General features: G+C 68.4%; 22 protein-coding genes and 1 pseudogene. 9 read left to right on the top strand and 14 right to left on the bottom strand.

Annotation, left to right across the window (positions count from 1 at the left end; genetic code table 11):
- Positions 1–119 precede the first annotated feature (119 nt).
- Positions 120–1,850, bottom strand: coding sequence for an L-aspartate oxidase (locus OHA10_RS34280; RefSeq protein WP_371402926.1), 1,731 nt, complete (start codon positions 1,848–1,850; stop codon positions 120–122).
- Between the two features lie 128 nt (positions 1,851–1,978).
- Here OHA10_RS34280 and OHA10_RS34275 point away from each other — a divergent pair, with 128 nt between their 5' ends.
- The 3 genes and pseudogenes from OHA10_RS34275 to OHA10_RS34265 all read left to right on the top strand — a co-directional run bounded on the left by OHA10_RS34275 (position 1,979) and on the right by OHA10_RS34265 (position 4,396).
- Positions 1,979–2,689, top strand: coding sequence for an alpha/beta fold hydrolase (locus OHA10_RS34275; RefSeq protein WP_371402925.1), 711 nt, complete (start codon positions 1,979–1,981; stop codon positions 2,687–2,689).
- A 105-nt stretch (positions 2,690–2,794) separates the two neighbouring features.
- Positions 2,795–2,962, top strand: a pseudogene (locus OHA10_RS34270) (LuxR C-terminal-related transcriptional regulator); the annotation flags it as partial.
- A 93-nt stretch (positions 2,963–3,055) separates the two neighbouring features.
- A complete protein-coding gene (locus tag OHA10_RS34265) occupies positions 3,056–4,396 on the top strand; it encodes an NAD(P)/FAD-dependent oxidoreductase (RefSeq protein WP_371408021.1) in 1,341 nt (446 codons plus the stop codon).
- On the opposite strand, the gene OHA10_RS34260 is transcribed toward OHA10_RS34265, so the two are convergent.
- From OHA10_RS34260 to OHA10_RS34250, 3 genes are all read right to left on the bottom strand, one after another.
- The gene (locus OHA10_RS34260; protein ID WP_371402924.1) at positions 4,374–5,714 is read right to left on the bottom strand and encodes a peroxidase family protein; all 1,341 of its coding nucleotides are present in this window, start codon (positions 5,712–5,714) and stop codon (positions 4,374–4,376) included. The two genes, OHA10_RS34265 and OHA10_RS34260, sit on opposite strands and share 23 nt — an antisense overlap.
- Before the next feature lie 65 nt (positions 5,715–5,779).
- Positions 5,780–7,774: a heparinase II/III family protein gene (locus OHA10_RS34255; RefSeq protein WP_371402923.1), complete on the bottom strand. Its 1,995-nt coding sequence runs from the start codon at positions 7,772–7,774 to the stop codon at positions 5,780–5,782.
- Positions 7,775–7,852: 78 nt separating this feature from the next.
- A complete protein-coding gene (locus tag OHA10_RS34250; protein ID WP_371402922.1) occupies positions 7,853–9,235 on the bottom strand; it encodes an MFS transporter in 1,383 nt (460 codons plus the stop codon).
- 76 nt (positions 9,236–9,311) lie between these two features.
- On the opposite strand from OHA10_RS34250, the gene OHA10_RS34245 reads away from it, so the two are divergent.
- A complete protein-coding gene (locus tag OHA10_RS34245) occupies positions 9,312–10,085 on the top strand; it encodes an SDR family oxidoreductase (protein WP_371402921.1) in 774 nt (257 codons plus the stop codon).
- A gap of 33 nt (positions 10,086–10,118) precedes the next feature.
- Here OHA10_RS34245 and OHA10_RS34240 read toward each other — a convergent pair whose 3' ends face one another.
- From OHA10_RS34240 to OHA10_RS34215, 6 genes are read right to left on the bottom strand one after another with little or no spacing between them, the layout of a single operon-like run.
- The gene (locus OHA10_RS34240; RefSeq protein WP_371402920.1) at positions 10,119–11,153 is read right to left on the bottom strand and encodes an ABC transporter ATP-binding protein; all 1,035 of its coding nucleotides are present in this window, start codon (positions 11,151–11,153) and stop codon (positions 10,119–10,121) included.
- Positions 11,150–12,127 (bottom strand): ABC transporter ATP-binding protein, encoded by a 978-nt coding sequence (locus tag OHA10_RS34235; RefSeq protein WP_371402919.1) that lies wholly within the window; start codon positions 12,125–12,127, stop codon positions 11,150–11,152. The genes OHA10_RS34240 and OHA10_RS34235 overlap by 4 nt, the downstream gene beginning before the upstream one ends.
- Positions 12,108–13,043: an ABC transporter permease gene (locus tag OHA10_RS34230; protein ID WP_371402918.1), complete on the bottom strand. Its 936-nt coding sequence runs from the start codon at positions 13,041–13,043 to the stop codon at positions 12,108–12,110. Before OHA10_RS34230 ends, OHA10_RS34235 begins: the two co-directional genes overlap by 20 nt.
- Positions 13,044–13,046: 3 nt before the next feature.
- A complete protein-coding gene (locus OHA10_RS34225; RefSeq protein WP_371402917.1) occupies positions 13,047–14,045 on the bottom strand; it encodes an ABC transporter permease in 999 nt (332 codons plus the stop codon).
- Positions 14,046–14,084: 39 nt separating this feature from the next.
- Positions 14,085–15,800, bottom strand: coding sequence for an ABC transporter substrate-binding protein (locus OHA10_RS34220; RefSeq protein ID WP_371402916.1), 1,716 nt, complete (start codon positions 15,798–15,800; stop codon positions 14,085–14,087).
- 31 nt (positions 15,801–15,831) lie between these two features.
- On the bottom strand, positions 15,832–16,767 hold the full coding sequence (locus OHA10_RS34215) for an ROK family protein (protein WP_371402915.1): 936 nt from the start codon (positions 16,765–16,767) through the stop codon (positions 15,832–15,834).
- Positions 16,768–16,886: 119 nt separating this feature from the next.
- Here OHA10_RS34215 and OHA10_RS34210 point away from each other — a divergent pair, with 119 nt between their 5' ends.
- Genes OHA10_RS34210 through OHA10_RS34200 form a run of 3 tightly spaced genes read left to right on the top strand, consistent with a single transcriptional unit; the run spans position 16,887 to position 18,908 of the window.
- Entirely contained in the window at positions 16,887–18,083 is a 1,197-nt protein-coding gene (locus OHA10_RS34210) for an ROK family protein (protein ID WP_371402914.1), read from the top strand.
- A gap of 54 nt (positions 18,084–18,137) precedes the next feature.
- Positions 18,138–18,494 (top strand): VOC family protein, encoded by a 357-nt coding sequence (locus OHA10_RS34205; RefSeq protein ID WP_371402913.1) that lies wholly within the window; start codon positions 18,138–18,140, stop codon positions 18,492–18,494.
- A 9-nt stretch (positions 18,495–18,503) separates the two neighbouring features.
- Positions 18,504–18,908, top strand: coding sequence for a hypothetical protein (locus OHA10_RS34200; RefSeq protein ID WP_371402912.1), 405 nt, complete (start codon positions 18,504–18,506; stop codon positions 18,906–18,908).
- Here the strand turns inward: OHA10_RS34200 and OHA10_RS34195 are convergent.
- Positions 18,885–19,391 (bottom strand): winged helix-turn-helix transcriptional regulator, encoded by a 507-nt coding sequence (locus OHA10_RS34195; RefSeq protein ID WP_371402911.1) that lies wholly within the window; start codon positions 19,389–19,391, stop codon positions 18,885–18,887. The two genes, OHA10_RS34200 and OHA10_RS34195, sit on opposite strands and share 24 nt — an antisense overlap.
- Positions 19,392–19,445: 54 nt before the next feature.
- On the opposite strand from OHA10_RS34195, the gene OHA10_RS34190 reads away from it, so the two are divergent.
- Complete coding sequence (locus OHA10_RS34190; RefSeq protein ID WP_371402910.1) at positions 19,446–19,904, top strand: nuclear transport factor 2 family protein; 459 nt, start codon at positions 19,446–19,448, stop codon at positions 19,902–19,904.
- On the opposite strand, the gene OHA10_RS34185 is transcribed toward OHA10_RS34190, so the two are convergent.
- From OHA10_RS34185 to OHA10_RS34175, 3 genes are read right to left on the bottom strand one after another with little or no spacing between them, the layout of a single operon-like run.
- The gene (locus tag OHA10_RS34185; RefSeq protein ID WP_371402909.1) at positions 19,894–20,619 is read right to left on the bottom strand and encodes a DUF4386 domain-containing protein; all 726 of its coding nucleotides are present in this window, start codon (positions 20,617–20,619) and stop codon (positions 19,894–19,896) included. The two genes, OHA10_RS34190 and OHA10_RS34185, sit on opposite strands and share 11 nt — an antisense overlap.
- On the bottom strand, positions 20,616–20,855 hold the full coding sequence (locus tag OHA10_RS34180; RefSeq protein WP_371402908.1) for a hypothetical protein: 240 nt from the start codon (positions 20,853–20,855) through the stop codon (positions 20,616–20,618). Before OHA10_RS34180 ends, OHA10_RS34185 begins: the two co-directional genes overlap by 4 nt.
- A 54-nt stretch (positions 20,856–20,909) precedes the next feature.
- Entirely contained in the window at positions 20,910–23,474 is a 2,565-nt protein-coding gene (locus OHA10_RS34175) for a LuxR C-terminal-related transcriptional regulator (RefSeq protein WP_371402907.1), read from the bottom strand.
- 105 nt (positions 23,475–23,579) lie between these two features.
- Here OHA10_RS34175 and OHA10_RS34170 point away from each other — a divergent pair, with 105 nt between their 5' ends.
- Positions 23,580–24,632 (top strand): M4 family metallopeptidase, encoded by a 1,053-nt coding sequence (locus tag OHA10_RS34170; protein ID WP_371402906.1) that lies wholly within the window; start codon positions 23,580–23,582, stop codon positions 24,630–24,632.
- Positions 24,633–24,738: the final 106 nt, after the last annotated feature.

Genomic DNA, 24,738 nt, shown 5'->3' with positions numbered 1-24,738 from the left:
GTCAGTCACCTCTCGGGGTGACGCACATCCACGGTCCACCGACCGTGCGACCCGATCCGAAGTACCCCATCAGAGCGACACGGCACGCACGATGGCGGGCCGAGATGAGGGCGGTCACCTCACTCGACCAGCTTGCCGTCGCTCGAGACGTGCCGCATCAGCCGCCGGAACTCGTCCGGGATCGGCGGGATCTGCTCGGCCTCGATGGCACCGGGACCGGACCAGACGAAGTTCACCTGCAATGCGTCGTCGAGCTCGGGGTAGTCGGACCGGTTGTGGCAGCCGCGTGTCTCCCGCCGGACCAGCGCGGCGTCAAGGGTCGCCCGCGCCGCCATCGCCGACGCCTTCAGGTCGAACGCGTGCGCCAGGTCCTGGAAGCCGGCGATGTCCGGATGCACGCCGACCTGCGTGATCCGCTCCTCGAGCTCGGCCAGCTCCGCCAGTCCGGCGTTCAGCCCGTGCTCGTCGCGGACGACGCCGGCGCGCGCGGTCATGGTGTCGCGCAGGGACCGTTGCAGGGCGCGGACGTTCTCCGGCCCGTCGTTCGCGAGCAGGTCGTCGATCTCGGCCCGGGCTTCGGCGACCGCGTCGGCCGACCGCAGCTGCGCCTGCCGGCCGATCGAGTACTTCGCGGCTTCCTCGGCCACGATCCGCCCGAACACGAGCAGCTCGATCAGCGAGTTGCCGCCGAGCCGGTTCGCGCCGTGCAGCCCGCTGGCCGCCTCGCCGATCGCCCACAACCCGTCGACGCCGGTGCCGTGGTCCTCGGGCCGGACCCAGACTCCGCCCATCGAGTAGTGCGCGGTCGGGGCGATCTCGATCGGCTGCTTGGTGATGTCGAGCATCTGCAGTTCGAGCAGCGTCTGGTAGACGCGCGGGAGCCGACGCATGATCGTCTCCCGGGGGAGGTGGGACACGTCCAGCCAGACGCCGCCGTTCGGGGTGCCGCGGCCTTCCCTGATCTCGGTGTACTCCGCCAGCGCGACGCGGTCCCGCGTCGACAGCTCCATCCGGTCCGCGTCGTACCGGGCCATGAACCGCTCGCCGAGCGCGTTGCGCAGTTGGCCGCCCTCGCCGCGGGCCGCCTCGGAGACCAGCGTGCCGGCGGCGTTCTCGGGCTCGATCAGCCCGGACGGGTGGAACTGGACGAGCTCGGGATCACGCAGCCTCCCGCCCGCCTTGACCGCGAGCCGGAACGCGTCGCCGGTGTTCTCGTCGCGCCGCGACGACGTACGCCGCCAGATCCGGGTGTGGCCGCCCGCGGCCAGGATCACCGCGTCGGCGTGGATGACGTAGCGCCGACCGGTCGTCAGATCGAACCCGTACGCCCCGAAGACGGTGTTGTCCTTGACCAGGATCGACGTCACGTAGACCGTGTCCAGGATCGGTACGCCGAGCTGCACCGCGCGGTTGATCAACGTGCGCTGGATCTCCAGACCGGTGTAGTCGCCGGCGAATGCGGTGCGGCGGTAGGTGTGCGCTCCGAAGAACCGCTGCGAGATCCGACCGTCCGCCTCGCGCGCGAACGGCATGCCCCAGCGCTCCAGGTCCTCGATCCCGCGGGCGGCGCCCCTGGCGACGATCTCGACCGTGATCGGGTTCGCGAGCAGGTAGCTCTCCTGCAGCGTGTCGGCCGCGTGCTGCTGCCAGGTGTCCTCGGGGTCCATCGTGGCCAGCGCGGCGTTGATGCCGCCGGCCGCCAGCGACGTGTGCGCGTCGGATCGTGGGCGCTTGCCGAGGGCGAGCACCTCGACGCCCTGTTCTGCCAGCTCGATCGCCGCCCGGAGGCCGGCACCACCGGTCCCGATCACCAGAACCGAGGTGGCGATCTGCTGTTCGGTGATGCTCATTGGTTCTCCCTCGCGATCGGTGCTCTCACCAATCAGGACAACGCAGCATGCCTGGTTGTGACTGTCTCGCCGGTCACAACTGGCGTGTCTGTTCGGTCTCTTCAGTGAGTCCTAACGAAAGGGAACCCATGAGCGAGAATCCGGTCGTCGTCCTGGTCCACGGCGCGTTCGCCGAATCGGCCAGCTGGAACGGCGTGATCGAGCGCCTGCAGGCACAGTCGATCGAGGCCGTCGCAGCGCCGAACGCGTTGCGCAGCCTCGACGGCGACGCGCAGTACGTCCGCGACGTGATCGCCGGCATCGGCAGGCCCGTCGTCCTGGTCGGCCATTCGTACGGCGGCATGGTGATCACCGAGGCCGCGGCGAACAACGACGCGGTCAAGGCGCTGGTCTACGTCTGCGCGTTCGCGCCCGACCAGGGGGAGAGCGCGTTCGCGTTGTCCGCCAAGTTCCCGGGCAGCACGCTCGGCGACGCGCTGAACGCCTACCCGGTCAGCACCGGCGGTAACGACCTGGCGATCCGCAAGGACGTCTTCCACCAGCAGTTCTGCGCCGACGTACCGGACGACGTGGCCGCGCTGATGGCCGCGACGCAGCGACCGGCGACCGAGGCAGCCCTGACCGCCAACCTGGCGACCGACAGCCCGGCGTGGAAGTCGACCCCGTCGTGGTTCGTGTTCAGCGACCAGGACCTCAACATCCCGGTCGCGCTGCACCGTTTCATGGCCGAGCGGGCCGGCGCGAAGGACACCCGTGAGATCGCGGGTGCCTCGCACGCCCTGAGCGTGTCCCAGCCCGAGGCCGTGACCACCACGATCCTGGAGGCGCTGAGCGCCTGACACCACGGACCACGCACTCGACCACGAGCCTGCAGTGCGCGTGGGCAGTCCAGCACGGCCGAGGATGCGCGCGGGCAGCTGCGGACGGCGTACAAACTGTTCTCCGTGGCCGGCGCGAGTGCGCTCGCGGAGCGGGCGGGGCGGGCGCACATATCGCGGAGCTGGCGGGCACCCGGGCTGACCAAGGCCGTGATCGGTGCACAGCTGTTCCTGAGCCAGCACACTGTGGAGTGGCATCTGCGCCAGGTCTTCGCCAAGCTGGGGATCAGCTCTCGCAAACAGCTCCGCCCTGGGCCCGTCACAATCGGCAGGCGCGGTGTGTCTTACCTGGTAGAGACTCTATCGACCTCTATGGACGGAGAAACGGTGCGCAGGATCCTGGTGGTGGGCGGCGGATATGCCGGGTTCTACACGGCGTGGCGGCTGGAGAAGAAGCTGCGGCGGGGCGAGGCCGAGGTGGTCCTGGTCGACCCGCGGCCGTACATGACGTACCAGCCGTTCCTGCCCGAGGTGGTCGCCGGATCGGTCGAGGCCCGGCACGCGGCGGTCTCGCTGCGGCGCAACCTGAAGCACACGAAGATCGTGTCCGGGATGGTCATCGACATCACGCACGCCGACCGCACGGTGACGATCCGGCCCGCGGACGGACCCGACTACACGATGACGTACGACGTGATCGCGGTGACCGCCGGCGCGGTGACGCGGACCTTCGACGTGCCGGGCGTGGCAGATCGGGCCATCGGCATGAAGCACGTCGAGGAAGCGGTGGCGATCCGGGACCGGCTGTTCACCGCGTTCGACGAGGCGGCCGGGCTCGAGCCGGGCAAGCAGCGGCGGAAGTTGCTGACTGTGACCTTCGTGGGCGGCGGCTTCTCCGGGGTCGAAGGGTTCGCGGAGTTGCTGTCGCTGGCGCGGGCGTTGCTGAAGAAGTATCCCGAGCTGACCGAGAGCGATCTCGCCTTCCATCTGGTCGAGGCGAGCGGCCGGATCCTGCCCGAGGTGAGTGACAAACCGGGCGAATGGGTCGTGAACATGCTCGAGAAGCGCGGCGCGGTCGTGCATCTGAACACCACGATGGATTCGGCCGACGACGGACACGTGGTGCTGTCGGACGGATCGGAGTTCGACTCGGAGCTGATCGTCTGGACGGCGGGCAACGCCGCGACCCGGCTGCTGCGCAACCACACCGACCTGCCGCACAACCAGCGCGGGATGGTCCAGGTGCGGGCCGATCTGCGGATCGGCACGGACAGCGAGGTGATCGAGGACGCGTGGGCCGCCGGTGACGACGCCGCCGTTCCCGATCTGACGTCCTCGACCCCGGGCGCATACACGGTGCCGAACGCGCAGAACGCCGTACGGCAGGGGAAGCTGCTGGCGAAGAACCTGTTGCGGTCGGTGCGTGGGAAGGCGCCGAAGGAGTACGTGCACCACAGCCTCGGCGTGATCGCGACGCTCGGGCTCGGGACCGGCATCTTCCAGTACAAGCGGCTCGTCATCAAGGGTCTGCTCGCCTGGCTGATGCACCGCGGCTACCACGTCCTTGCGGTCCCGACCTGGGACCGCAAGGTGAGGGTGCTGGCGATCTGGCTGGTGGCGTTCTTCTACGGTCGTGACATCGTGTCGCTGGCCTCGGTCCAGAGTCCGCGCGAGGCGTTCGAGACCGAGGCCAAGGCGCGGACCCTCAGCGCGAGCCGGCCGGGATGAGCAGGTCGGTCAGGCCGAACGTGTCACCGGCGGCCGGCAGGATCGGCTGCCAGTCCGGCTCGAGGCTGAGGTAGCTGGCCGGGTCCGCACGCAGCAGCCCGATCAGTACTTCGGCCACGATCCGCCCGCCCACCGGGCCGAGCCGGTCGCCGTCGCCGAGGTACTCGGACTCCTTGAGGATGTAGAACCACAGCGGCGTACCGCCGGGCCAATTGTCTTGGGTCAACGGCGGTACGCCGAGCAGCTTGGCGACCTCCTCTCCACTCGGCAGACCGGTCGTGTCGCCACGCAACAGATCGCGAACGGCTAGCGACCGGTACGCCGTCTCGTCGACCGCGCCGGTGATCCGCTCGGGCAACCCGATCAGGCTCGCGGCCAACCGCCCGTCGAGTCGTTTCGCACGCTGCGCCCGCGGCCGGCCCGGTACGTCGAAGATCTGCGCGAGATCGAGCCGCCGGTCGACGGGCAGCGGGCCGAAGCCGACCAGATCCGGGAAGAGCGGCAGTTCGGGACCGCCCTCGACGAGGTGGTACGCGTGCCGGATCTGACCGTGCCCGTAGCGGTACGCGGCATCGGCGTACTCGAGCGGGATGAACGCGTTCATCGGCTCGGGGTTGAACCACTTCCCGCCGTCCTCGAGCACCTCGTCGACCAACTCCCGCCCGACCAGCCGCGGCAGGAAGTCGTGCACGACGATCCACTGGTAGTGCCAGGTCAGCGCGATCCGCGCCTTGTCGAAGACGTCGTCCTCGGGCACGTCGTGCGCCCGCAAGTGATCGACGATCCGGTTGTGAGCGTGCAGCAACGCCACATGCAGACTCAAGGTGAAGATGTGTACGTCGTTGCGCGGATCGCCGATCAGCGCGATCCCTTGCGGGTTCCGCGGTACGTCGTACCCGTCGGGGCTGAGCAGGAACTTGGCCGGGTCGTTCAGGTCGAACATGTACGGCGACCCGATCGGTCCGTCGGCGTACAGCATCTCGAGGTTGAGCCGTGGCGATCGCGCGTTCCGCAACGCGTCGGTCTCGATGCCGCCCATCAGCGGCGACCGGTCCGCGGTGGTGTCGTGCGCGAGCAACTGCCCGAAGAACGGCCAGCCCGCCGCCTGCTCCGCGTCGTCCCCGCCGGCGCCGAGATCGAGCGCGGCCGCGGCATCGCAGATCCCGCCGTCGCTGCCGGCCCGCATCAGCACCTGCGGATCCGTCCCCAGCGGCTCGAGCCGCGGGAACATCCGCCCGTACCGCGCCCCACCAGTCGGCCGATCCACGCTGCGCACCGCACTCAGGCAGTGATCCCGCGCCGCCGGATGTGTCGTCATTCCAACCTCCCGAAGATTCGATCCACAGAGGAAGACAGCCCAAGCATGCCCCCTGTGACCGGATCTCAGCTGATCCGGGTCAGGCGGCCGTCGGGGAGGAGGCGGATCGTGGTTTTGCGGGTGCCCACGGTGAGGTCCACGAAGAACATCGTGCCGACGGTGCGGGTCTTGTAGGTGACCGTTTCGGTGGAGTTGGCGGGGACGATCGCGGACAGGATGTCGGCGCTCGTCCCGTTGCGGCCGAACTTGACGACCGGGGCCGACTCCCGGTGGAAGATGTCGGGGTAGTACCAGCCCTGCACCGGATCCTGCTGGCCCTGGACCACGGTGATGCCGTTCTTGGGCGGCTGCTGCTGGTACGGGATCTGCAGCAGATAGGTCTTGGACTTGTCGCCCGGCTTGGCAGCGACGGCAGTCGTCGGCGACTGCACGGTGACCTTCTGGTCCGGCGCCAGGTGCCAGAGAGTTTCGTAGCGTTGGGAGCCGACGACCGACTGCCCACGGTCGAGCGTGATGATCAGATCGGGATCCTTCAGCACCAGTACGTCGCGCTTGCGGGTCACGCCCGGCGCCGGGGAGTCGGCCAGGGAGTAGGACTCCGCGGTCGGCGTGATCGACGCCTGTACGAGCTGCGTCTCCACCGACGTCATCTCCGCCGACGGGATCGTCATCACGTTGTGCGCCGCCGCGCTCTTCGACCACGCCTGCCATTTGTCGAGCTGGTAGCCGGAGTGGCCGGGGTCGATCAGCACGTCGCGGCCGTGCGACGAGTACGTGATCGACATGTGGTCGTCGTGACCGTGCAGCCGGCGCGCCACGCCGTACCGGATGCTGTACGTCGACTCCTGCGCGAACGGTCGCTTCTCGCCCCAACCGGTCCGGCCGAAGATGTACCCCGCGTCGTACACCGCGACGCGCTTCGACGGCTTCGTCCCGCGTTTCCCGAGCGTGGCGACGTAGTCCAGCGCCGTCCCGGCCGCACCGGTGGGCTTCTGCGCTACGGCGTCACCGACCTGTGCCAGCTCGCCTGTCGACTTGGTCGCGAGCGCCAGCCACTCCGACAGCGCGGCTCGCCGCTGGGAGATGACCGGTCCGGGGTTCGCACCGCAGCGCTGCAAGGCTGTGGTCGCGCGACCCCACAGCAGGTAGTTGAACATCGCGTACCCGACCGACTGCTCGTTCGTCGAGCCCTGGGTGTCGATCGCGGTGGTGATCGCCTCGGTCAGCCGATCGACCGCGAGCGTCTTCAGCTCCGGCCGCTTCAGCGTGCATCCCACCCCGAACAGCGCGATGCTCTCGTCGGTCCCGTGGTTCGACGGCCCGCTCCAGTTCACGATCATGAACTGCGCATGGTCGATCAGCGCCTTGTCGAGCCAGGCGTACTGCCTGGGCAGCGTGCGGACGTGCATCCCGGTGAGCACGGCCTGGCGGGCGCACAGCAGCACGTTGGTGCGGTGCATGGTCGCCTCCCACGCGCCGACATCGCCCTTCCACGAGTACGGGTTGTCCTGGACCCAGTCGTGGATGATCGCCATCGTGTGCGCCAGCACCTTACGGTCACCGCGTTGCCCGGCCTCGATGCCTTGACCCAGCCAGCGCAGCGAATGCAGCCACATGTACCAGCTGGGCTTCTTGTACGGGTCCGAACGCCAGTTGATGTCGCCGTTCCCGTTGCCGACCTTGTACGGCGGATCGTCGCCCCAGGAGAAGGTGTCGTTCATCAGCATCGACACGGGGACCTTCGACTGGATGCCGCTGTACCCGGAGCACTCGTAGGTGCCGGTGTTGGCGACCGGCGTCGCCGGTGGGGGAGTAGCGGGGGTGTCGACACCCGGCAGCGGCTCGTCGGTCGAATCCGGGAGGGTCGGTTTCGGGCTCGGCGTACCGGGTTTCGGTTTGCTCGGGGTCGGCGAGCCGGTGGCGACGACCGGCGTACTGCGGTCGCGTGTGCCCGGCATCAGCACGAACACGGCGCCGGCGAAGGCGGCCCCGCAGGCCAGCACGCAGGCAAGCGTCAGCGCGACGGTCGTGCGCAACCGTCTTTCGCGCTGCGGAGCCACTCAGTCCCCCTCCTGCCCGCCCTTACCCGTTACAACGCTCCGACCCACCCGATTCGTTGCATCAGGCACCCTGCCGGCCTAAGAATCGCATGCCGCGGAGGCGACGGGGATCGGAGTACGCCGGGGGATGGCGGCCACGGCGGTGACGCACAGGCCGGCGATGCTCGCGGCGGCGGCCACGAAGGCACAGGTGATGAAGCCGGTGGTGAGGTTGTGAGCTGTGCCGAGGAGAGGGCCGAACGTCGCTACGCCGATCGCCCCGCCGATCTGGCGTGAGGTGTTGAAGGCGGCTGAGGCGGCTCCGTGGAGGCCGGGCTCGACGGCGGCGATGGACTGCGCCGTCATGGTCGGGACCAGCAGGCCGGAGCTGAAGCCGATCGGGACGAGGGCGAGGACCATCGGCCAGACCGCGGCCGACGTACTGGCCCAGGCGAGCCCGAGCAGTGCCAGGGTGAGGACGGCCTGGCCGATGGCGAGGACGGCAGGGCGGCCGAGGCGTCGCGTGAGCGGCGCGGAGCAGAGGTTGGCGATCGAGATGAGTCCGGTCAGCGGGAGGAACAGCAGGCCGGTCACCAGTGGGCTGAGTCCACGGCCCTGCTGGAGCAGCAGGCTCATCGTGAAAAGCACGCCGTAGAAGGCGAAATTGAGCAGTGTGCCCTGGGCCGCGGCCGCCGCGAAGCCGCGATCGGCGTACAGCTCGAGCGGCAGCAGAGGCGCCCCGACGGAACGCTCGACGAAGACGAAACTGACCAGTCCGGCAACGGTCAACGCGGCGGCAGCGAGTACTGCGGGATCAAGCCAGCCGCGGGTCGGCGCCTCGATCAGGGCGAACACCAGCCCACCGATGAACGCCGTAGCGGTGCCCATCCCGGCCAGGTCGAGACGACGCTCCCGGCGTACGACGGAAGGCATCGAGCGCAGTGCCCAGATCGCGGCCGGGATGCCGATCACGACGTTGACCGCGAAGACCGCTCGCCAGTTCGCGAGGGCGACCAGACCGCCGCCGAGGAGTGGACCGGCCGCCATCCCGGCGCCGCCGGCCGCGGCCCACCAGCTGACCAGGCGGTGCCGGGAGTGTTCGTCGGTTGCGGACGCCGTCGCGAGGACGAGCGCGCTGGGCAGCAGCAGCGCGGAGCCCGCGCCCTGGACCAGCCGGGCGAGGTTCAGCATCAGCATCGAGCCGGCCACCGCGCAGACCGCGGACGACGCGGTGAACACGACAAGCCCGGTCAGGAACGCCCGCTTCGCGCCGAGCGTGTCCGCGATCGCCCCGGCGCCGAGCATCAGCGCCGCGAACGACAGCGTGTAGGCGTTGAGCGACCACTCCAGCTCGGCGCGGGAGGCGTGCAGATGGGTGGCGAGCTGGGCGAGGGTGACGTTCACGATCGTGCTGTCGACGAAGACCATGAACGAGGCGATCAAGGCCAGCGCGACGACGGACCGACGGTGCTCGAAGGGCATGGCCACCACCCTACGTCGCTGTTCGACGTACGTCGAACAATATCCAGCAGGCGGATCAGCCGATAGCGTGCCGGGTGTGGACTTACACCTGGGTGGGAAGACGGCGGTCGTGACCGGTGCCGGTCGGGGGATCGGCCTGGCGATCACGCGCTCGCTGGTCGACGAAGGCGTGAAGGTGGTCGCGGGCTCCCGGACCGTCGGCGGCGACCTCGAGTCGTTGCCGGTCGAGGCCTTCGCCGTCGATCTCGGGACGGCGGACGGGCCGGGCCGCCTCGTCGACGAGGCGATCGCACGGGCCGGCGGGTTCGACATCCTGGTCAACAACGTCGGCAGCGTGCACCCGCGGCCGGGCGGATTCGCCTCGGTCACCGACGACGACTGGCTCGGGACGCTCAACCTCGACCTGATGTCGGCGGTGCGTACGACGCGCGCCGCGTTGCCGATGCTGATCGAGCGGTCCGGCGTGATCGTCACGGTCTGCTCGGTGAACGCGACGCTGCCCGACCCGCTGGTGATCGACTACAGCGCCGCCAAGGCCGCGTGTCTCAGCTTCTTCAAGTCGCTGTCGAAGGAGCTCGGGCCGCAGGGCGTCCGGGTCAACACCGTCAGTCCGGGCCCGGTCGCGACCGACCTGTGGCTGGGCAAGGGCGGGGTCGCGGAGACCGTCGGCGGTGCGGTGGGCGCCGCGCCGAAGGACGTGGCCGCCCAGGCCGCGAAGGATGCCGTCACCGGACGCTTCACCCGCCCGGAGGAGGTCGCCGACCTGGTGGTGTTCCTGGCCAGCGACCGCGCCGGCAACCTCACCGGCGCCGACATCATCCTCGACGGAGGCATGACGCCGACGATCTGACTGGTGCCGGCGCCACGGGACGCCGGCATTCCGTCAGGCCGCGAAGCCCGGGTCGGGCTCGGCCACGTGGCAGGCTGCCTCGTGGTTCTCGCCCAGGCGGCGGGGGAGCGGCGTCTCCACATGGCACCTGTCGATCGCCAGCGGACACCGCCACCGGAAGCGGCACCCCGGGGTCGGGTCGATGACCTTCGGCGGCTCCCCGGTATCACCCTCGATCCCCTCGGCGAGCGGGGCACGCGGGTCCGGCACCGCACCGAGCAGCAGATCCGTGTACGGGTGCTTCGGGTTCGCGAGCACCGATTCCGCCGGACCGGATTCGACGATGTGCCCGGCGTACATGATCATCAGCCGGTCCGCGACGTAACGGGCGCTGGCGATGTCGTGGGTGATGTAGAGGAACGAGACGCCTTCGGTCCGGCGGAGCTCTGCCATCAGGTTCAGCAGGCCGATCCGGATCGACACGTCCAGCATCGACACCGGTTCGTCGGCCAGGATCAGCTTCGGCTTGTGGGCGAGCGCCTGCGCGAACCCGATTCGTTGTCTCTGGCCACCACTCAGCTCGTACGGGTAGCGGTGCATGATGTCGCCGGCCGGCGACAGCCCGACCGCCTCGATCACCCGCGCGGCCTCGTCCTCGCGCTGCGAGCCGCTGAACTCCGGCCGGTGCAGCTTGAGGCTGCGCAGGATCCCGTGGGACACCCGGAACGCCGGGTTCAGCGAGCTGAACGGATCCTGGAACACCATCGGTACGTCGCCGCGGTAGGCCAACTGGTCCTTGCGGGACTTGAACGTCGACATCGCCCGGCCCTGGTAGAAGATCTCTCCACCGGTCGGCTTGTACACGCCCGCGAGCAACCGCGCAATCGTGCTCTTCCCGCTGCCGCTCTCGCCGGCGAGCGCGACGATCTCCTGGTGCCCGATCGAGAAGTTCACGTCGTCGACGGCGTGCAGCATCTGCCGCGAGAACCCCCGCCCGACCTTGAAGTGCCGGGTCAGCTCCTTGGCCTCGATCACCGGTGTGGCGGGCGCGTCGGTCTTACGCGCTTCTGCGATGTCCACCGAAGTCATGACACCTCCCTGGCGGTTTGGATCGACGGTGCGTGCAAGAGGCAACGAGATTGGACGGCGCCGACCTGGTAGAGCTCCGGGGCGATCTTCGGGCAGTCCTCGAACGCCTTCGGGCAGCGCGGCTGGAACCGGCAACCCGGCGGCGGATCGGCCAGGTTCGGCGGGCTGCCGGGGATACCGGTCAGCGGCACCTTCGGGCCGCGGATCGACGGGAACGCGTCCAGCAGTCCCTCGCTGTACGGGTGCTCCGGGTGGTCGAACACCGCGCGCGTCGCGCCGAACTCGACCACCTGCCCGGCGTACATCACCACGAGCTTGTCGGAGAAGTGACTGACCAGCGACATGTCGTGGGTGACGAAGATGACCGCGAACCCGAGCTTGCGCTGCAGTTCCTTGATCTGCACCATCAGCGACCGCTGCGCGACCACGTCGAGTGCTGACGTCGGCTCGTCCATGATGATCAGGTCCGGCGTGAACAGCAGCGCCATCGCGATCATCGCCCGCTGCCGCATCCCGCCGCTCAACTGGTGCGGGTAGCTCTTCAGGTGGATCGGGTCGATGCCGACGAGCCGCAGTACCTCGGCCGGACGGTTGTCGTCGACCACCTCGTCGTGGGCCATGATCGTGTCGTGGAACTGCGCGCCGATGCTCTTCACCGGGTTCAGCGCGTTCATCGCGCTCTGCATCACCACGGAGAAGTCGCGCCAGCGCAGTGCCGCGAGCTTCTTCTCGCTCATCGTGACCAGGTTCTGGCCGAGGAACTTCACACTGCCGCCGGTGATCGCGGCCGGCGAGCTCAGCAGGTGCGCGATCGCGAACAGCAGCGTCGACTTCCCGCAGCCTGACTCGCCGACGACGCCGATGAACTCACCGGCCTGTACGTCGAGATCCACGTGGTCGACCGCGACGACCGGGTGGTCCCCGGTGTCGTACTCGACGGTGAGATCACGGACCTCAAGAAGCTGATCGGGCACGTCGCCTCCGAACCGGCCGCAGCGCGGGATTGCTGATCTCGTCGAACGCATAGTTGAGCAGGGCAAAGGAAACACCGAGCAGCGCGACCGCCAGACCCGGCGAGAGCGCCCACGCGGGCAGGCCGTTGACCAGGGCGCCCTGGTTCTGGGCCCAGTAGAGCATCGTGCCCCAACTCAGCGAGTTGGGATCGCCGAGGCCGAGGAACTGCAGGCCGGCAGCGGTGAGCACGGAGTACAGCGCGGCGCCGAGGAAGTTCGCGACGATCAGCGAGGTCATCGTCGGCAGCACTTCGACCACGATGATGTACGACGACCGCTCGCCGCGGACCCGGGCCGACTCGAGGAAGTCGCGGTTCCGCAGCGACAACGCCTGCGCCCGCATCTGCCGAGCGCCGTACGACCAGCCGGTCAGGATCAGCACGATGATGATCACCGTCAGGTTGCCCTTACCGGCGTACGTCGCGAGCACGATGATCAGCGGGAACGTCGGGAGCACCAGGAAGATGTCGGTGAGCATCGACAGGCTGTCGTCGGCGAACCCGCCGAGGTACGCGGCCGAGACCCCGATCAGCACGGACAGGATCGTGGCGCCCGCACCGGCGACGACTGCGATGACCAGTGATTCGCGGGTGCTGTAGATGAGCTCGGCGTACACGTCCTGGCCGAGACCCGTCGTACCGAGCCAGTGTTTGCCGGACGGCCCTTGCAGCGGAAGGTCGCCGATCGCGCGCGGATCGCCGTGCAGCCAGGGCACGAACAGGTGCGGGAATGCGGCGAGCAGGACGAACAGCACCAGCAGGCCGGCGCCGATCATCGCCTTGCGGTTGCGCATGATCGCGCGCAACAGCCCACCCCGCGGCCGGCGGGTGGAGGTGGTAGTAGTCGGCGCAGCGGCGCCGGTGACAATCGCACTCATCGGCTATCCCTTCGTCCGGGCTCGTGGGTCGAGGAGGAACACCGCGAAGTCACAGAGCAGGACGCAGATCAGCACGGCCAGCGTCACCAGCAGGAAGAGGGCCTGCAGCAACGGATAGTCGGTGCTCACGGTGGCGTTGTAGAACATGTAGCCGAGGCCGGGGTAGTTGAACACGTACTCGACCAGGATCGTGCCGGAGATGACGAAACCCAGCGACATCGCGAAACCGGACAGGTTCGGCAGGAACGCGTTTCGGCCGGCGTACCCGAACATGATCCGCCGGTTCGGGATGCCCTTGGCCCGCGCCATCCGCACGTAGTCCTCGGCGAGCGTGGTGATCATGTTGTTCCGCATGGTCAGGATCCAGCCGCCGACCGCCGTGATCAGGATCGTCGCGGCCGGCAGGATGCCGTGTTTCAGCACGCTGAGGATGAACTCGCCGTTGAACCCCGGCGTCAGTCCTTGGTCGTAGTTGAAGTCGTTGGGCAGGATCGCGTGGTCGCCGATCGCGAACAGCGAGATGAACAGCAACGCGACCCAGAAGTACGGCAGCGCCGAGGTGACGATGAAGACCGGTGGCACGATCCCGTCGATCAGCCCGCCGCGGCGCCAGCCGGAGATCGTGCCGATCAGCGTGCCGAGCGCGAACGCCAGGACGGTCGTGATGCCGACCAGCCCGAGTGTCCACGGCAGGGCACTGCCGATCAGCGTGGTCACCGGGACGCCGAGGCTGCTGCCGATCGACACCCCCCAGTGCCCGGTGACCATGGCCTTCAGATATTCGATGTACTGCAGCAGCAGGTTCTTGCCCGGGTCGAATCCGAACTCGGCCAGGACGGTCCGCAGCTGCTCCGGACTCACGATGTTTCCACCCTTGCTGAACCTGTCCCTCAGCGCCTGTTCGGGGCTGCCGGGCATCATCCGCGGGATGAAGAAGTTCAGGGTCATCGCGGCCCAGAGCGTGAGCACGAAGAACCCGAGACGGCGTAGCAGGTACCTCACAAACAGCTCCTCGTGCTCACGCTGGACACTACTTCCGGACTACTTCTGGGCGGACTTCGAGTACAGGTTGGTCAGCACCTGACCGGCGTCCGGGATGTTGTACGGCGCCGGCTGGGCGTACGGGTTGTCCTGCGTCGGCCAGCCCTCGATGTCCTTGGTGTTGTACTGGTACCAGTCGACCGACTCGGTCGTCGGGATCAGCGGAACATCCTTGATCATGAACGACGAGATCTGCTTGATCAGCTTGACCTGCGTGTCCGGATCCGCGCTGGCGTACTGGTCGAACAGCTTGTCCACCTCGGGGTTGCTGTACCGCGAGTAGTTGCTGTTGGCCTGCTTGCCGATCGGCGCGGTGTTCTTCGAGTACAGCAGCTGCCGCAGCTCGTAGTACGGCGTCGGTCCGCCGGACAGGCTGGAGTAGGCCAGGTCGTAGTCACCGGTGTACAGCTTCTGGTTGTACGACTGCTGCTGCAGGTCCTGGACGCTCAGCTCGATGCCGACGGCCGCGAGGTTCTGCTTGATCACGGCCAGGGACGCGTCCCAGTCGGTGTAGCCGGTGACCGTGATGACGCTGAGTTTGAGCGGGTTGGACGACGAGTAGCCCGCGCTCTGCAGCAACTGCTTCGCCTTCTCGACGTTCGGCTTGTCGTAGCCGGCCGTGGTCAGCGCGTCCTTGTCGAAGTACTTGTCGAACGTCGGTGTGACGACACCGGTCTGGTTCGCGGCCGGCTGGTAGCCGCTCTCACCGATCTTCGAGACCTGCTCGCGGTCGATCGCGTACGCCAGTGCCTGCCGGACCGCCAGCTTGCTGGTCGCCGGGCGGGACGGGTCGTTGTTCGGCACGAGTGCGACGTTCGCGGTCGGCGGGAACCAGTAGTTGTTCTCCGGCGCCTTCGACTTGTAGAACTTGTCGATGTTCGGGATGTACTGACCGCCCCACTGCGCCTTGCCGCTGGCGAGGTCCAGGTTGGCCGGGTTGTTGTCCAGGTAGGCCGGGTACTGCACCTTCTGGATGTACGGCTTGCCCGGCTGCCAGTAGTTGGCGTTGGCGGCGTACGAAATGTTGTTCGGGGTGCAGGACTCGACCGTGTACGGGCCGGTGCCGACCGGCTTCGGGTCCGCCCAGGTGGCCGGCTTGGAGGCCGCCTCACCGGTCGACCAGATGTGCTTCGGCACGATGTCGACCTGGTTGGCGAAGTTGAAGAAGTACGGCTCGGCCGCGCCCTTGAACTTCAGCGTGACCTTGTTGCCGGCCGCGGTGACGCTGGTCAGACCGGCGCCGGTCCACAGTGCGTAGATGTCCAGGGCCGGCTGCGCCTTCATCAGGTTGAAGGTGTAGACGACGTCGTCGGCGCTGAACGGCTGCCCGTCGCTCCACTTCACGCCGTCGCGGATCGTGAAGACGATCGAGTCCTTCTTCGGCGACCAGGCGAAGTCGGTGGCCAGCATCGGCGTGGTCGCGCCGGCCTTCAGCACGTTGACGAAGGTCAGCGGCTCGTAGACGAAACCGCCCGCGACGCCGTTGACCGACGGGTTGAACGGGTTGAACTGACACGGCCAGGTCTGTCCACCGACGTTGGCGATGGTGACCGTGCCGCCCTTCTTGTACTGCCCGGTGCTGCCGCCGCTGCTCGTCGAGGACGACGGGTTGCCCGACGACGCCCCGCTCCCGATCGGCTTGTCACCGCCGCCGCATCCGGCGGTCAGTGCGCCGACCGCTATCGCGGCGACCGCGATGCGTGTGATGCCCCTCATCGTCTCTGCCTTTCGCTACTGGTAGTCCTGCTCATGCGAATGCTTCGGCACCGAGGACGACTCCCGCCGCCTCGACGCCAAGGGCGAGCGCCCCGATCAGCGGAGCGTCCGAAGGAAACCGGGCCACCGACAATTCCGGTGGGAACGGGACGGCAGCGTCGAGGGCGCGACGCAGACCGGCTTCGATCTGGTCCCAGGAACGGACCAGGCCGCCGCCGACGACGATCCGGACCGGATCGACCGCGATGGCCAGGTTGGCGAGGTGCATCGCCAGCTCCCGGACGAACTCGTCGGTGAGGACGGCGGCGTCCGGCTGGGTCCGCGCCATCGTGAAGACGTCAGCTGCCGTGACCGGCCGCCCGAGCCGGGCGGACCCGGTGGTCTCGAGCGCCTGACCGCTGACGACGTGTTCCAGGATCGTGCGCTCGTCGGTGCCGACGTACACGTCGGCCGCCGAACGCAAGTTGTAGCCGATCTCGCCGGACGCGCCGTGCGCCCCGGTGATCACGGTGCCACCGGCAACGATCGCGATCGCTAGACCGGTGCCGAGATTCACGTACAGCCCCGGGTCGCAGTCGGCGAGTGCGCCCCAGCGCAACTCGGCCGCCGCGGCCGCCTTCACATCGGTTGCCAGCCGCACGGGTACGCCGGGGAAGCCGTCGCGCACCAGCCGTCCGAACGGGAGGTCGTCCCAGCCCGGGAACGTTGGAGCCAGTTCGACGCGGTCGTCGTACGGGATGCCGAGGGTGGCCGCGCCGACACCGGCCAGCTCCTGGCCAGGGGCTACCTCGGCGAGCAGTTCACGGCCTGCGGACAGGCCGCGGGCCATGGCTTCGGCAGCGCCACCGGACTCGGCGCGACTGTCGATGGTCCGCGTACCCAGACGGCGTCCGGACAGGTCGCTGACCGCCAGGGCGATCTTCGTCCCGCCGAAGTCGAGTCCGAGGACGACCGGCGTTGGAACCACAGGGGTGGCACCTCCTCGTGCCGACCAATAGAATCGATAGGAAACTAACTTAACAACCAACGGACCACAAGCCTTAACTCCGAGTTGGTGGCCGAGTTGTTAGCAGCGAGGGGGTCGACGTGACGGTTGTTGCTCCAGGCGCGTCCGCGGCACGCCCGCAGCTGATCCGCGAGATCAACGAACAGGTGCTGCTCGATCACATCCGGCGATCCGGACCGATCTCGCGGACCGAACTCGCCGGTCTGACCGGATTGTCGAAGCCGACCGTGTCGGCAGCGCTCGGCTCGCTGGAGCGGACCGGTCTGGTACACGTGACCGGACAGCGCACCGGCGTACCCGGACCGGCCGCCAGCCTGTACGAGGTGCGGCCGGACGCGGGGTACGTGCTCGGGCTCGACGTCGGGCGGGAATTCCTGCGCGGAGCGATCTCGGATCTCGCCGGCACCGTGCGTGCACGGTTGAGCGTGCGGACCAAGGCCGGTGACGCGATGGCTCGCATCCAGGAGTTGGCGGATCTCAGCGAGACCCTGGCGACCGAAACGGGTATCGACGTCACGCAGCTGACCCAGACCGTGCTCGGGTCTCCTGGTGTCTACGACCCTCGACTCGACGCGTTGACGCTGACGGGCCGGCTGTCCGGGTGGGACTCGCCGGCGACATTGGCGGCGTTGCGCGACCAGTTCGGCACGTCGTTGATGATCGAGAACGACGTGGATGCGGCGGCGATCGCCGAGCGGGTGCACGGACACGGCCGGAACGTCGACAGCTTCGCTTTCGTTTCGGTCGGTACCGGAATCGGTATGGGACTCGTGCTCGACGGGAAGTTACGGCACGGGTCCCACGGGGTCGCGGGGGAGATCGGGTACCTGCCGTTCACCGAGGGCAGCGGAAGCGATCAGCGGGACGCGCGTAAACGCGGCGGTTTCGACGCGTCGGCCTCGGCGGCGGCCGTGGTGCGCGCGGCGCGGCGCGCCGGCGTACGTGGGGCGTCGACAGCGGAGAAGGTGTTCGCGGCAGCTGCCCGCGGCGACGCTGTCGCGGCGGCGGTCGTTGCCGAGGAGGCACTGCTCGTGGCCAAGGCGGTGTGCACGGTGATCACGGTGGTGGATCCGGACCTGGTTGTGTTGGGCGGCGGTATCGGGCAAGCTCCCGGCTTCCTCGAAGCCGTCTCCCAGCAACTTCACAAGATGGCTCCGGTGATGCCCGAGGTCAAGGCGAGCGTTCTCGGCCGCGAGTCCGTGGTCGCCGGTTGTCTTGCCGCAGGCCTGGATCGGTCCTGGCAGACGCTCGCCGGGCGCGCCGGAGGGCAGAGCTGAATTGGTTCGAGTTCCGGGCGTGGATCGTCCGGAATGGTCAGTAGGGTTCGATCCATGATCGCTATGTATCCGAGTTTTGTGCTGGACTGCCCCGACGCCGCGCGGCTCGCGCAGTTCTACGGCGAGGTGCTCGGCTGGAAGGTCGAGGCTCGCGACGGCTGGGCCGACATCAAGCCAGAGGACGGGAGCAACTGCATCTCGTTCCAGCAGGTCGAGAACTTCAAGGCGCCGTCGTGGCCGAGTCAGGACGCACCGCAGCAGATGCATCTCGACGTCATGGTCCGCGACCTCGACGAAGCGGAGTCCGAGGTGGTGGCGATCGGTGCGACGAAGGCCGAGCACCAGCCCGGTACGACGTTCCGGGTCTTCCTGGACCCGGCGGGTCATCCGTTCTGTCTGTGCGTCGCCTAATCTGAGGCCGTGACGAGCTGGCGGGATGAACGACGGCAGGCGGCGGTCGAGCATGCGGCCGCGCTGGAACGCCGGAAGGCGTCGGAGACCGCTCAGGCCCGTCAGCTTCTCACCGACTTCATCGCGACGCTGACGGAACGCGGCATCGAGCCCGAGCCGTTGCGCGCGCAGGTGGTCGGATCGAACACGAGCTACCGCACCAACCTCACCGGGTGGTACCTGCGCCGCAACCGCTCGCTCGCGGTCGATGTCGACGGCAACTTCTACATCCTCGGCGTACCCGCGAGCCTGAAGGCCCGGGTCGCCGGGGTGCACGTCGTCCCGTCCGACCCGCCGCTCGTCGTGGGTCAGGGCGCGCGCGACGGCGAATCGCTGCCGCTGGCCGAGTTGCTACGCCTTCGGCTCGAGTCCTAGGACGCTCGCGATCAACGCCGTGCCGGGAGCGGTCCGGCCGCCCGGCCCGGGAGACGGCGCGACATCGTCCATCGTCAACGTCTCGCCGCACTCGGAGCAGCAGACCGTCGGAGTCGTCTGCTTGCCGCACGTGGTGTGGGTGAACCGGATCGGCTGGCCGGCCGGGGGAGTCGCCCAGCGATCGCCCCACGCGGTCAGCGCCATCAGGATCGGCACCAGCTCCTTCCCGGCCTCGGTCAGCTCGTAGCTGTACCGGACCGGGTTCTGCTGGTACGGCGTACGCCGTACCAGGCCGCCGTCGACGAGCGTGGCCAGCCGGTCGGTCAGCAGGTTGCGGGAGATGCCGAGATCGGTCACGAACTGGTCGAAGCGGTTCAGGCCCAGGTACAGGTCACGCAGTACCAAGGGTGTCCACCAGTCGCCGATCAGCTCCAGGGACTGGGCGAGCGAGCAGTGCATCGAGCCGAAGCTGGTGTTCCGCATGGCCCCGAGTGTAGTCAGTTGCGTCATTGAACTCACTCGCTCTACGGTGATCGCATGGGCGTTTACCACTGGATCGTGGCGCGGCAGGTCCGGAATGCGTTCGCGCAGATCAGCGCGGGCAACTGGGAGGCGATGGTGGCGGGGATGGCGCCCTCGTTCACGTACCGCTTCTATGGCGACCACGCGTTGGGCGGCGAGCGCCGGACCCACGATGCGCTCCGGGCGTGGTGGGAGCGGTGCTTCCGGCTGCTCCCGTACACCCGGTTCGACGTGCGCGACGTGCTCGTGAACGGCTGGCCGTGGAACACCCGGGTCGCGACGGCAGTCACCGTCCACGTGGGCGTCGTGGACGGTTCGAGGTACGAGAATGTCGTTCATCAGTTCCTGCGGATCCGGTGGGGGAAGATCACCGAGGTGCGGACGCTCGAGGACACCGCCGTACTGGAGAAGACCCTCGATCGGCTGGCGGCCGCCGGGTACGCCGAGGCGCACGCGGCACCGATCACCGGTTGAGCTCGACCGGCCTGAGGCCCTTGAAGGTCATGTAGACGCCGATCGACAGCTCCCAGAGGGCGACCGGAAGGGTCGCGACCGCGGACCAGGCGGACAGCTGGGTGTTGTGGCCGAGAACGGTCAGGACGTTGGCGGTGAGCAGCAGCGGCGCGCCGACGAGGCCCATGACCGGGATGAACCGCGGGACGCGGCGGGAGCGGTACATCAGGGTGCCGAGCAGGATCGCGCTGATCGCGGGCATCGTGCCGGGACCGAACAGGAAGGTCCAGTCGCGGACCTCGACGAGGGCCTGGCCGACGGTGGCGAGTGCGGCGGAATCGGTGCCCGGGGCGCCGGCGAGATCCTGCCGGAGGGTGACGACGGCGACCAGGCTGACGACCCCGATCATGATGACGGCCGCTTCGAGGGTCCGTGAGGTGACGAAGCCCAGGGCCAGCGACTCCTTGTACCGCTTCATCACCGGGAACAGTGCGACCGCGCTGCCGATGCCGGCCAGGGCGTTGACGAAGTCGAGGAGGCAGCCCCACAGCACGCGGGTGTCCTGCCCGGCGCCGAGGATGTAGTTGGGGTCGTTCAGAACCGGCCCGATCAGGAGCAGCGCCGGTATCGAGGCGGCGAAGGTCACCAGGTAGAAGATGCCGGCGGCGCGGACGTGACCGCGCTCGGGATCGGCCGGGCCGGTCGTGGTGGTCGGGGCTGGTGCGGTGATGGTCATGAGAGTTTCCTTTGCGGTTGGTCGGTTTCGGCCCGGTCGACCGAGAGCAGCGGCAGACCGAGGTCGCGGAGTCGTTGCAGCAGTCCGTGCAGGGCTGCTTGGTCGGCCACCTGGCCGTGGAGGACGGTGGTGCCGTCGGCGTGCGTGCTGACGGTCATTCCGTCGAACCACGCGGCCCACCGGGGATCGATTCGCCCTTCGAGGCGGATCTCGTAGCAGGCTGATTCGTGGTTCATGCCTGCAAGTTAGGAGCGGGCCTGGTGAGCGCGCGTCACATCATGTGGTGATCTTCAGCGGGTGAGCAGGCCGAGCTGGTGAGCCCGCCGGATCGCCGCCCGCCGGTTGTTGACGCCGAGCTTGGTGTAGATGTGTTTGGTGTGCGTCCGCACGGTGTTGAGCGACACCACCAGCTCCCGTGCGATCGACGGCCCGTCGAGCTCGCTCGTGAGCAACCGCAGTACGTCGAGCTCGCGATCGCTGAGCGGGTCGAGAAGGGTCTGCGGAGTGGTCACGGGTGCCTGCCGCCGGGGCGCTTCGAGGAGGGTTCGAACGTACGGCGACGCCGGCCGGAGGCGCTGCAGCATCGGGCCGGCGTCGGCGACGAACACCCGCACATAACCCTCGGGTTCGGCCAGCTTCAGCGCGCGTTTCAGTGGAGCGGGATCGCGGCCGGCGAGAGCCTGGAGCACCAGGATCTCGATCAGGCTGCCGGTCCTGGTTTCGGCAGCTTCTCGCAGCCTTTCGAGGAGCGGTCCGGCGTCCTCGTGTCGCGCCATCATGAGCCGAGCCAATGTCACATGCTCGTACTCGTGGAGATACGACAACTCGTCCGGTAAGCCTGCTGCCCATTTCTGCGCCGCGGTCAGCTCCCCGCGGGCGATCAGCAGCCGCGCGCGGACGGCTGTGAGTGGGCGGACGTCGGGGGAGAAGTCGCCGACGTACACCTTGATGGCTGCGTCGAGCAGTTCGAGGGCGCCGTCGAGATCGCCTTCGGCCTCGCGGATCCGGGCCAGCGCGAGCCGCCGGCGGTACGGGTTCTGCGGGAGGTCGGACGCCGCCCCCAGTTCCTCGGCGCGGCGCAGGTGGTCGGTGGCCACGTCGAGCTCGTTGCGCTCCCAGGCGATCCGGCTCAGACCGACATACATGTCGGAGGTTCCGCGGACACCGTGGCCGAGCTCGAGCGCCCGTTCCAGCGTCGCCTGTGCCTGCCGCAAGTGGCCCAGGGTGATTTCGAGATCGGCCAGCGTGACCGAGCACCCGAGGACATCGGCGATGTGGCCGGCCCGTTCGAGGCCGGCCGCCGCGGCGGCGTACCCACGATGCGCCGCCTCGAGATCTCCGCCGGCCCAGGAGGCCAGCCCGGACAGCGCCGAGGCGGCTGACGTGGTGAGGTCGTCGCCGCGGACGGCGAGCTGGATCGCAACCGCGGCGTGGTCGATCGTGCCGGCGAGATCGCCGGCGATCAGATCGAGTGCGGCCCGGTAGGTCTCGATCGCGCTCGGCAGACGGTCGAGCTCCTCGCGGTCCACGACCACGAGCTCGTCGGCGGGTCCGGCCAGCTGCCGTTCGACGTCCTGCAGCCGTTGCTCGATCCCCTGGAACTCGTTGCCGGCCATCAACGCCCCGACGAATCCGATCGCGAGCACCGGCCTGCGCCGTACGACGTCGTCGGGGATGTCGTCCAGCCAGCGCCGGATCGTGGCCTCCTGGCGGTCCCGTCGCAGCGCAGGGACCGCGAGCTCGACCAGGTCCGCGGCGTGGTCGACGTCTCCGGCGGCGACCGCGTGGTGCACGGCCGCGATGGTGTCGCCCGCATCGTCGTACCACTGGGCGGCGCGTCGGTGCAGTTCGGTGATATCGCCGCGCTCGGCGAGGAGTCGCGCCCGCAGTACGTCGGCGAAGAGGTGGTGGTAGCGGTACCACTGCCTGCGATCGTCAAGCGGTACGACGAACAGGTTCTGGCGCTCGAGCGATTCGAGCATCGCCCTCCCACCGGGCTGTCCGGTGACCGCGTCGCACAGTGGGCCCGTCAACCGATCGACCACACTCGTCTCGAGCAGGAACCGTCGTACCTGCTCCGGTTGGCGATCGAGGACCTCGTCGACGAGGTAGTCGACCACGTACCGGTCGTCGCCCGCGAAGTCGTGGATGAACCCGGTGACGTCGCTGCGTCCGCGCAACGAGAGCGCGGCCAGTCCGAGGGCCGCGATCCAGCCCTCGGTGCGTTCCTCGAGAGTCGCGATCGCGTCGGCGTCGAGGCCCGTGCCGGTGAAATAGCTGGTGACCTCGTCGAGCGTGAAACGCAGGTCGGCGGCGCGTACTTCGACCAGCTCACCGCGGGTCCGCAGACGGGCCAGCGGAAGTGCGGGATCGGCCCGGGTGCTGATCAGCAGGTGCAGCTGAGGCGGAAGGTGGTCGAGCAAATAGGTCATGCCCCGGCTGATCTCGAGCCCGTCGGCGAGGTGATAGTCGTCGAGCACGAGGTCGATCTCACCGGGCAGAACACTCAGCTCGTTCAGGACGCCGATGAGGACGGTCTCGATCGGCGTGGGACCGGCCTGCAACACCGCCAACGCGTCTTCGGCGACGCCAGGCGCGGCGCGGTCGAGGGCGGTCAGAACGTAGGTCCAGAAGATGAGCGGATCCTGGTCGCTCTCCTCCAGGGATACCCAGGCCGCACTCTGCGAGGCCCACGCCGAGACGAGGGTCGTCTTGCCGAAGCCGGCCGGCGCCGACACCAGAGTGAGCCCGGTGCCCGCCTCACGCAGCAGACGCTCGGCGAGCCGTGGCCGCTGCACCAGATCCGGTCGGATCCGTGGGCGGTAGAGCTTGGTCTCGACAAGAGATCCGGCCATCACACCCCCCAAGGCTCGACGCCGTTGACGACATCTTCCCCCGGCCTGAACGGCGACCTACTGTGTGGAGGCCACTTTCCCCTGCGATCTGGACCGGAGCGGGCGATGTCGTCGAAGACCTGGAGTACGAGTATCGCGTTGACCTCTGCGGCAACGCTGGCACTGGTTGCCGGCGTGACCGTGCCCAGCGCCGACGCGAAGCCACCGACAGGTGGCACTACGGCGAAGGCCCTGGTCTTCATTCCGAACCCGGTGCAGTCGAGCGGTGACGAGTCGCTCACGGACCAGAAGGACTCGGCCACCGCGGTCCCACGCGGCGACTACTACGAGGTCACGCTCACCGACCTGGATGGGTCTGGGTATCTGCGCGGCACGTGGGCGAACGTGCGCAGTGCGACCGGCACACCGGCGTACACCACGTCCGGGACCTACTTCTACGACCGCCACGACGACCAGTTCGAGCAGGTGATGGCCTACTTCTGGGGGACCGCGGCGCAGAAGTACCTGCAGTCGCTCGGCTTCGGTCGCGATCTGCCACCGGTGAACGCCGAGAGCCAGGACTACAAGGTGGATCAGTACGGCCTGGACAACTCGTTCTCCCGCGACGACCACGACACGATCACCCTGGGTAAGGGTGGTGTGGACGACGCCGAGGACGGCGAGGTGATCGTGCACGAGACCGGTCACGCCGTGCACGACGCGCAGGTTCCCGGTTTCGGCTCGACCCTGGAGGCCGGCTCGATCGGCGAGGCGTTCGGCGATTACTTCGCGGTGACCGTCGGCGACTGGGTCGCGAAGCAGAACGGCGTGCCGGTCGAGGAACCGCTGGCGTGCGTGGCGGACTGGGACTCGGTCTCGTACACCTCGACGGTGCCGCACTGCCTGCGCCGTCTGGATGCCGGCAAGCACTACCCGCAGGACGTGGTCGGCGAGGTGCATGCCGATGGCGAGATCTGGTCCCAGGCGTTGTTCCAGATCCGCACCGCCCTCGGCCCGGCGGTGGCCGACCGGATCATCATCGACGCGCAGTTCGGCTTCGATCCGGGGACGAGTTTCGCGGCGGCGGCCCGGCAGACGGTCGCGACCGCGCGGTCGCTGTACGGCCCGTCGCAGGCGGCCGTGGCTCAGCGGGCGTTCGCGGACCGCGGCATCCTCTGACTCCTCCGATTGCGGACCCGACCGGAAACTCGGGTGCGTATTGTCGGTGGGGGCGGTTACGGTCGGTCGAGTGCTGACTCTGCTTCGCTACGGCGTACGTGTTGCA

It is taken from the genome of Kribbella sp. NBC_00662 (assembly GCF_041430295.1).
Lineage (GTDB): Bacteria > Actinomycetota > Actinomycetes > Propionibacteriales > Kribbellaceae > Kribbella.
The sequence above is the reverse complement of the archived record's forward strand: the minus strand, read 5'-3'. Positions and strand labels throughout refer to the sequence as shown.

Excerpts from the sequence above, each read along its gene's own strand:
- OHA10_RS34280 (WP_371402926.1), bottom strand. The coding sequence starts at position 1,850 with ATGAGCATCACCGAACAGCAGATCGCCACCTCGGTTCTGGTGATCGGG.
- OHA10_RS34240 (WP_371402920.1), bottom strand. The coding sequence starts at position 11,153 with ATGACTTCGGTGGACATCGCAGAAGCGCGTAAGACCGACGCGCCCGCC.
- OHA10_RS34190 (WP_371402910.1), top strand. The coding sequence starts at position 19,446 with ATGGGCGTTTACCACTGGATCGTGGCGCGGCAGGTCCGGAATGCGTTC.
- OHA10_RS34230 (WP_371402918.1), bottom strand. The coding sequence starts at position 13,043 with ATGAGTGCGATTGTCACCGGCGCCGCTGCGCCGACTACTACCACCTCC.
- OHA10_RS34185 (WP_371402909.1), bottom strand. The coding sequence starts at position 20,619 with ATGACCATCACCGCACCAGCCCCGACCACCACGACCGGCCCGGCCGAT.
- OHA10_RS34250 (WP_371402922.1), bottom strand. The coding sequence starts at position 9,235 with ATGCCCTTCGAGCACCGTCGGTCCGTCGTCGCGCTGGCCTTGATCGCC.
- OHA10_RS34195 (WP_371402911.1), bottom strand. The coding sequence starts at position 19,391 with ATGCGGAACACCAGCTTCGGCTCGATGCACTGCTCGCTCGCCCAGTCC.
- OHA10_RS34275 (WP_371402925.1), top strand. The coding sequence starts at position 1,979 with ATGAGCGAGAATCCGGTCGTCGTCCTGGTCCACGGCGCGTTCGCCGAA.
- OHA10_RS34170 (WP_371402906.1), top strand. The coding sequence starts at position 23,580 with ATGTCGTCGAAGACCTGGAGTACGAGTATCGCGTTGACCTCTGCGGCA.
- OHA10_RS34175 (WP_371402907.1), bottom strand. The coding sequence starts at position 23,474 with ATGGCCGGATCTCTTGTCGAGACCAAGCTCTACCGCCCACGGATCCGA.
- OHA10_RS34220 (WP_371402916.1), bottom strand. The coding sequence starts at position 15,800 with ATGAGGGGCATCACACGCATCGCGGTCGCCGCGATAGCGGTCGGCGCA.
- OHA10_RS34180 (WP_371402908.1), bottom strand. The coding sequence starts at position 20,855 with ATGAACCACGAATCAGCCTGCTACGAGATCCGCCTCGAAGGGCGAATC.
- OHA10_RS34205 (WP_371402913.1), top strand. The coding sequence starts at position 18,138 with ATGATCGCTATGTATCCGAGTTTTGTGCTGGACTGCCCCGACGCCGCG.
- OHA10_RS34260 (WP_371402924.1), bottom strand. The coding sequence starts at position 5,714 with ATGACGACACATCCGGCGGCGCGGGATCACTGCCTGAGTGCGGTGCGC.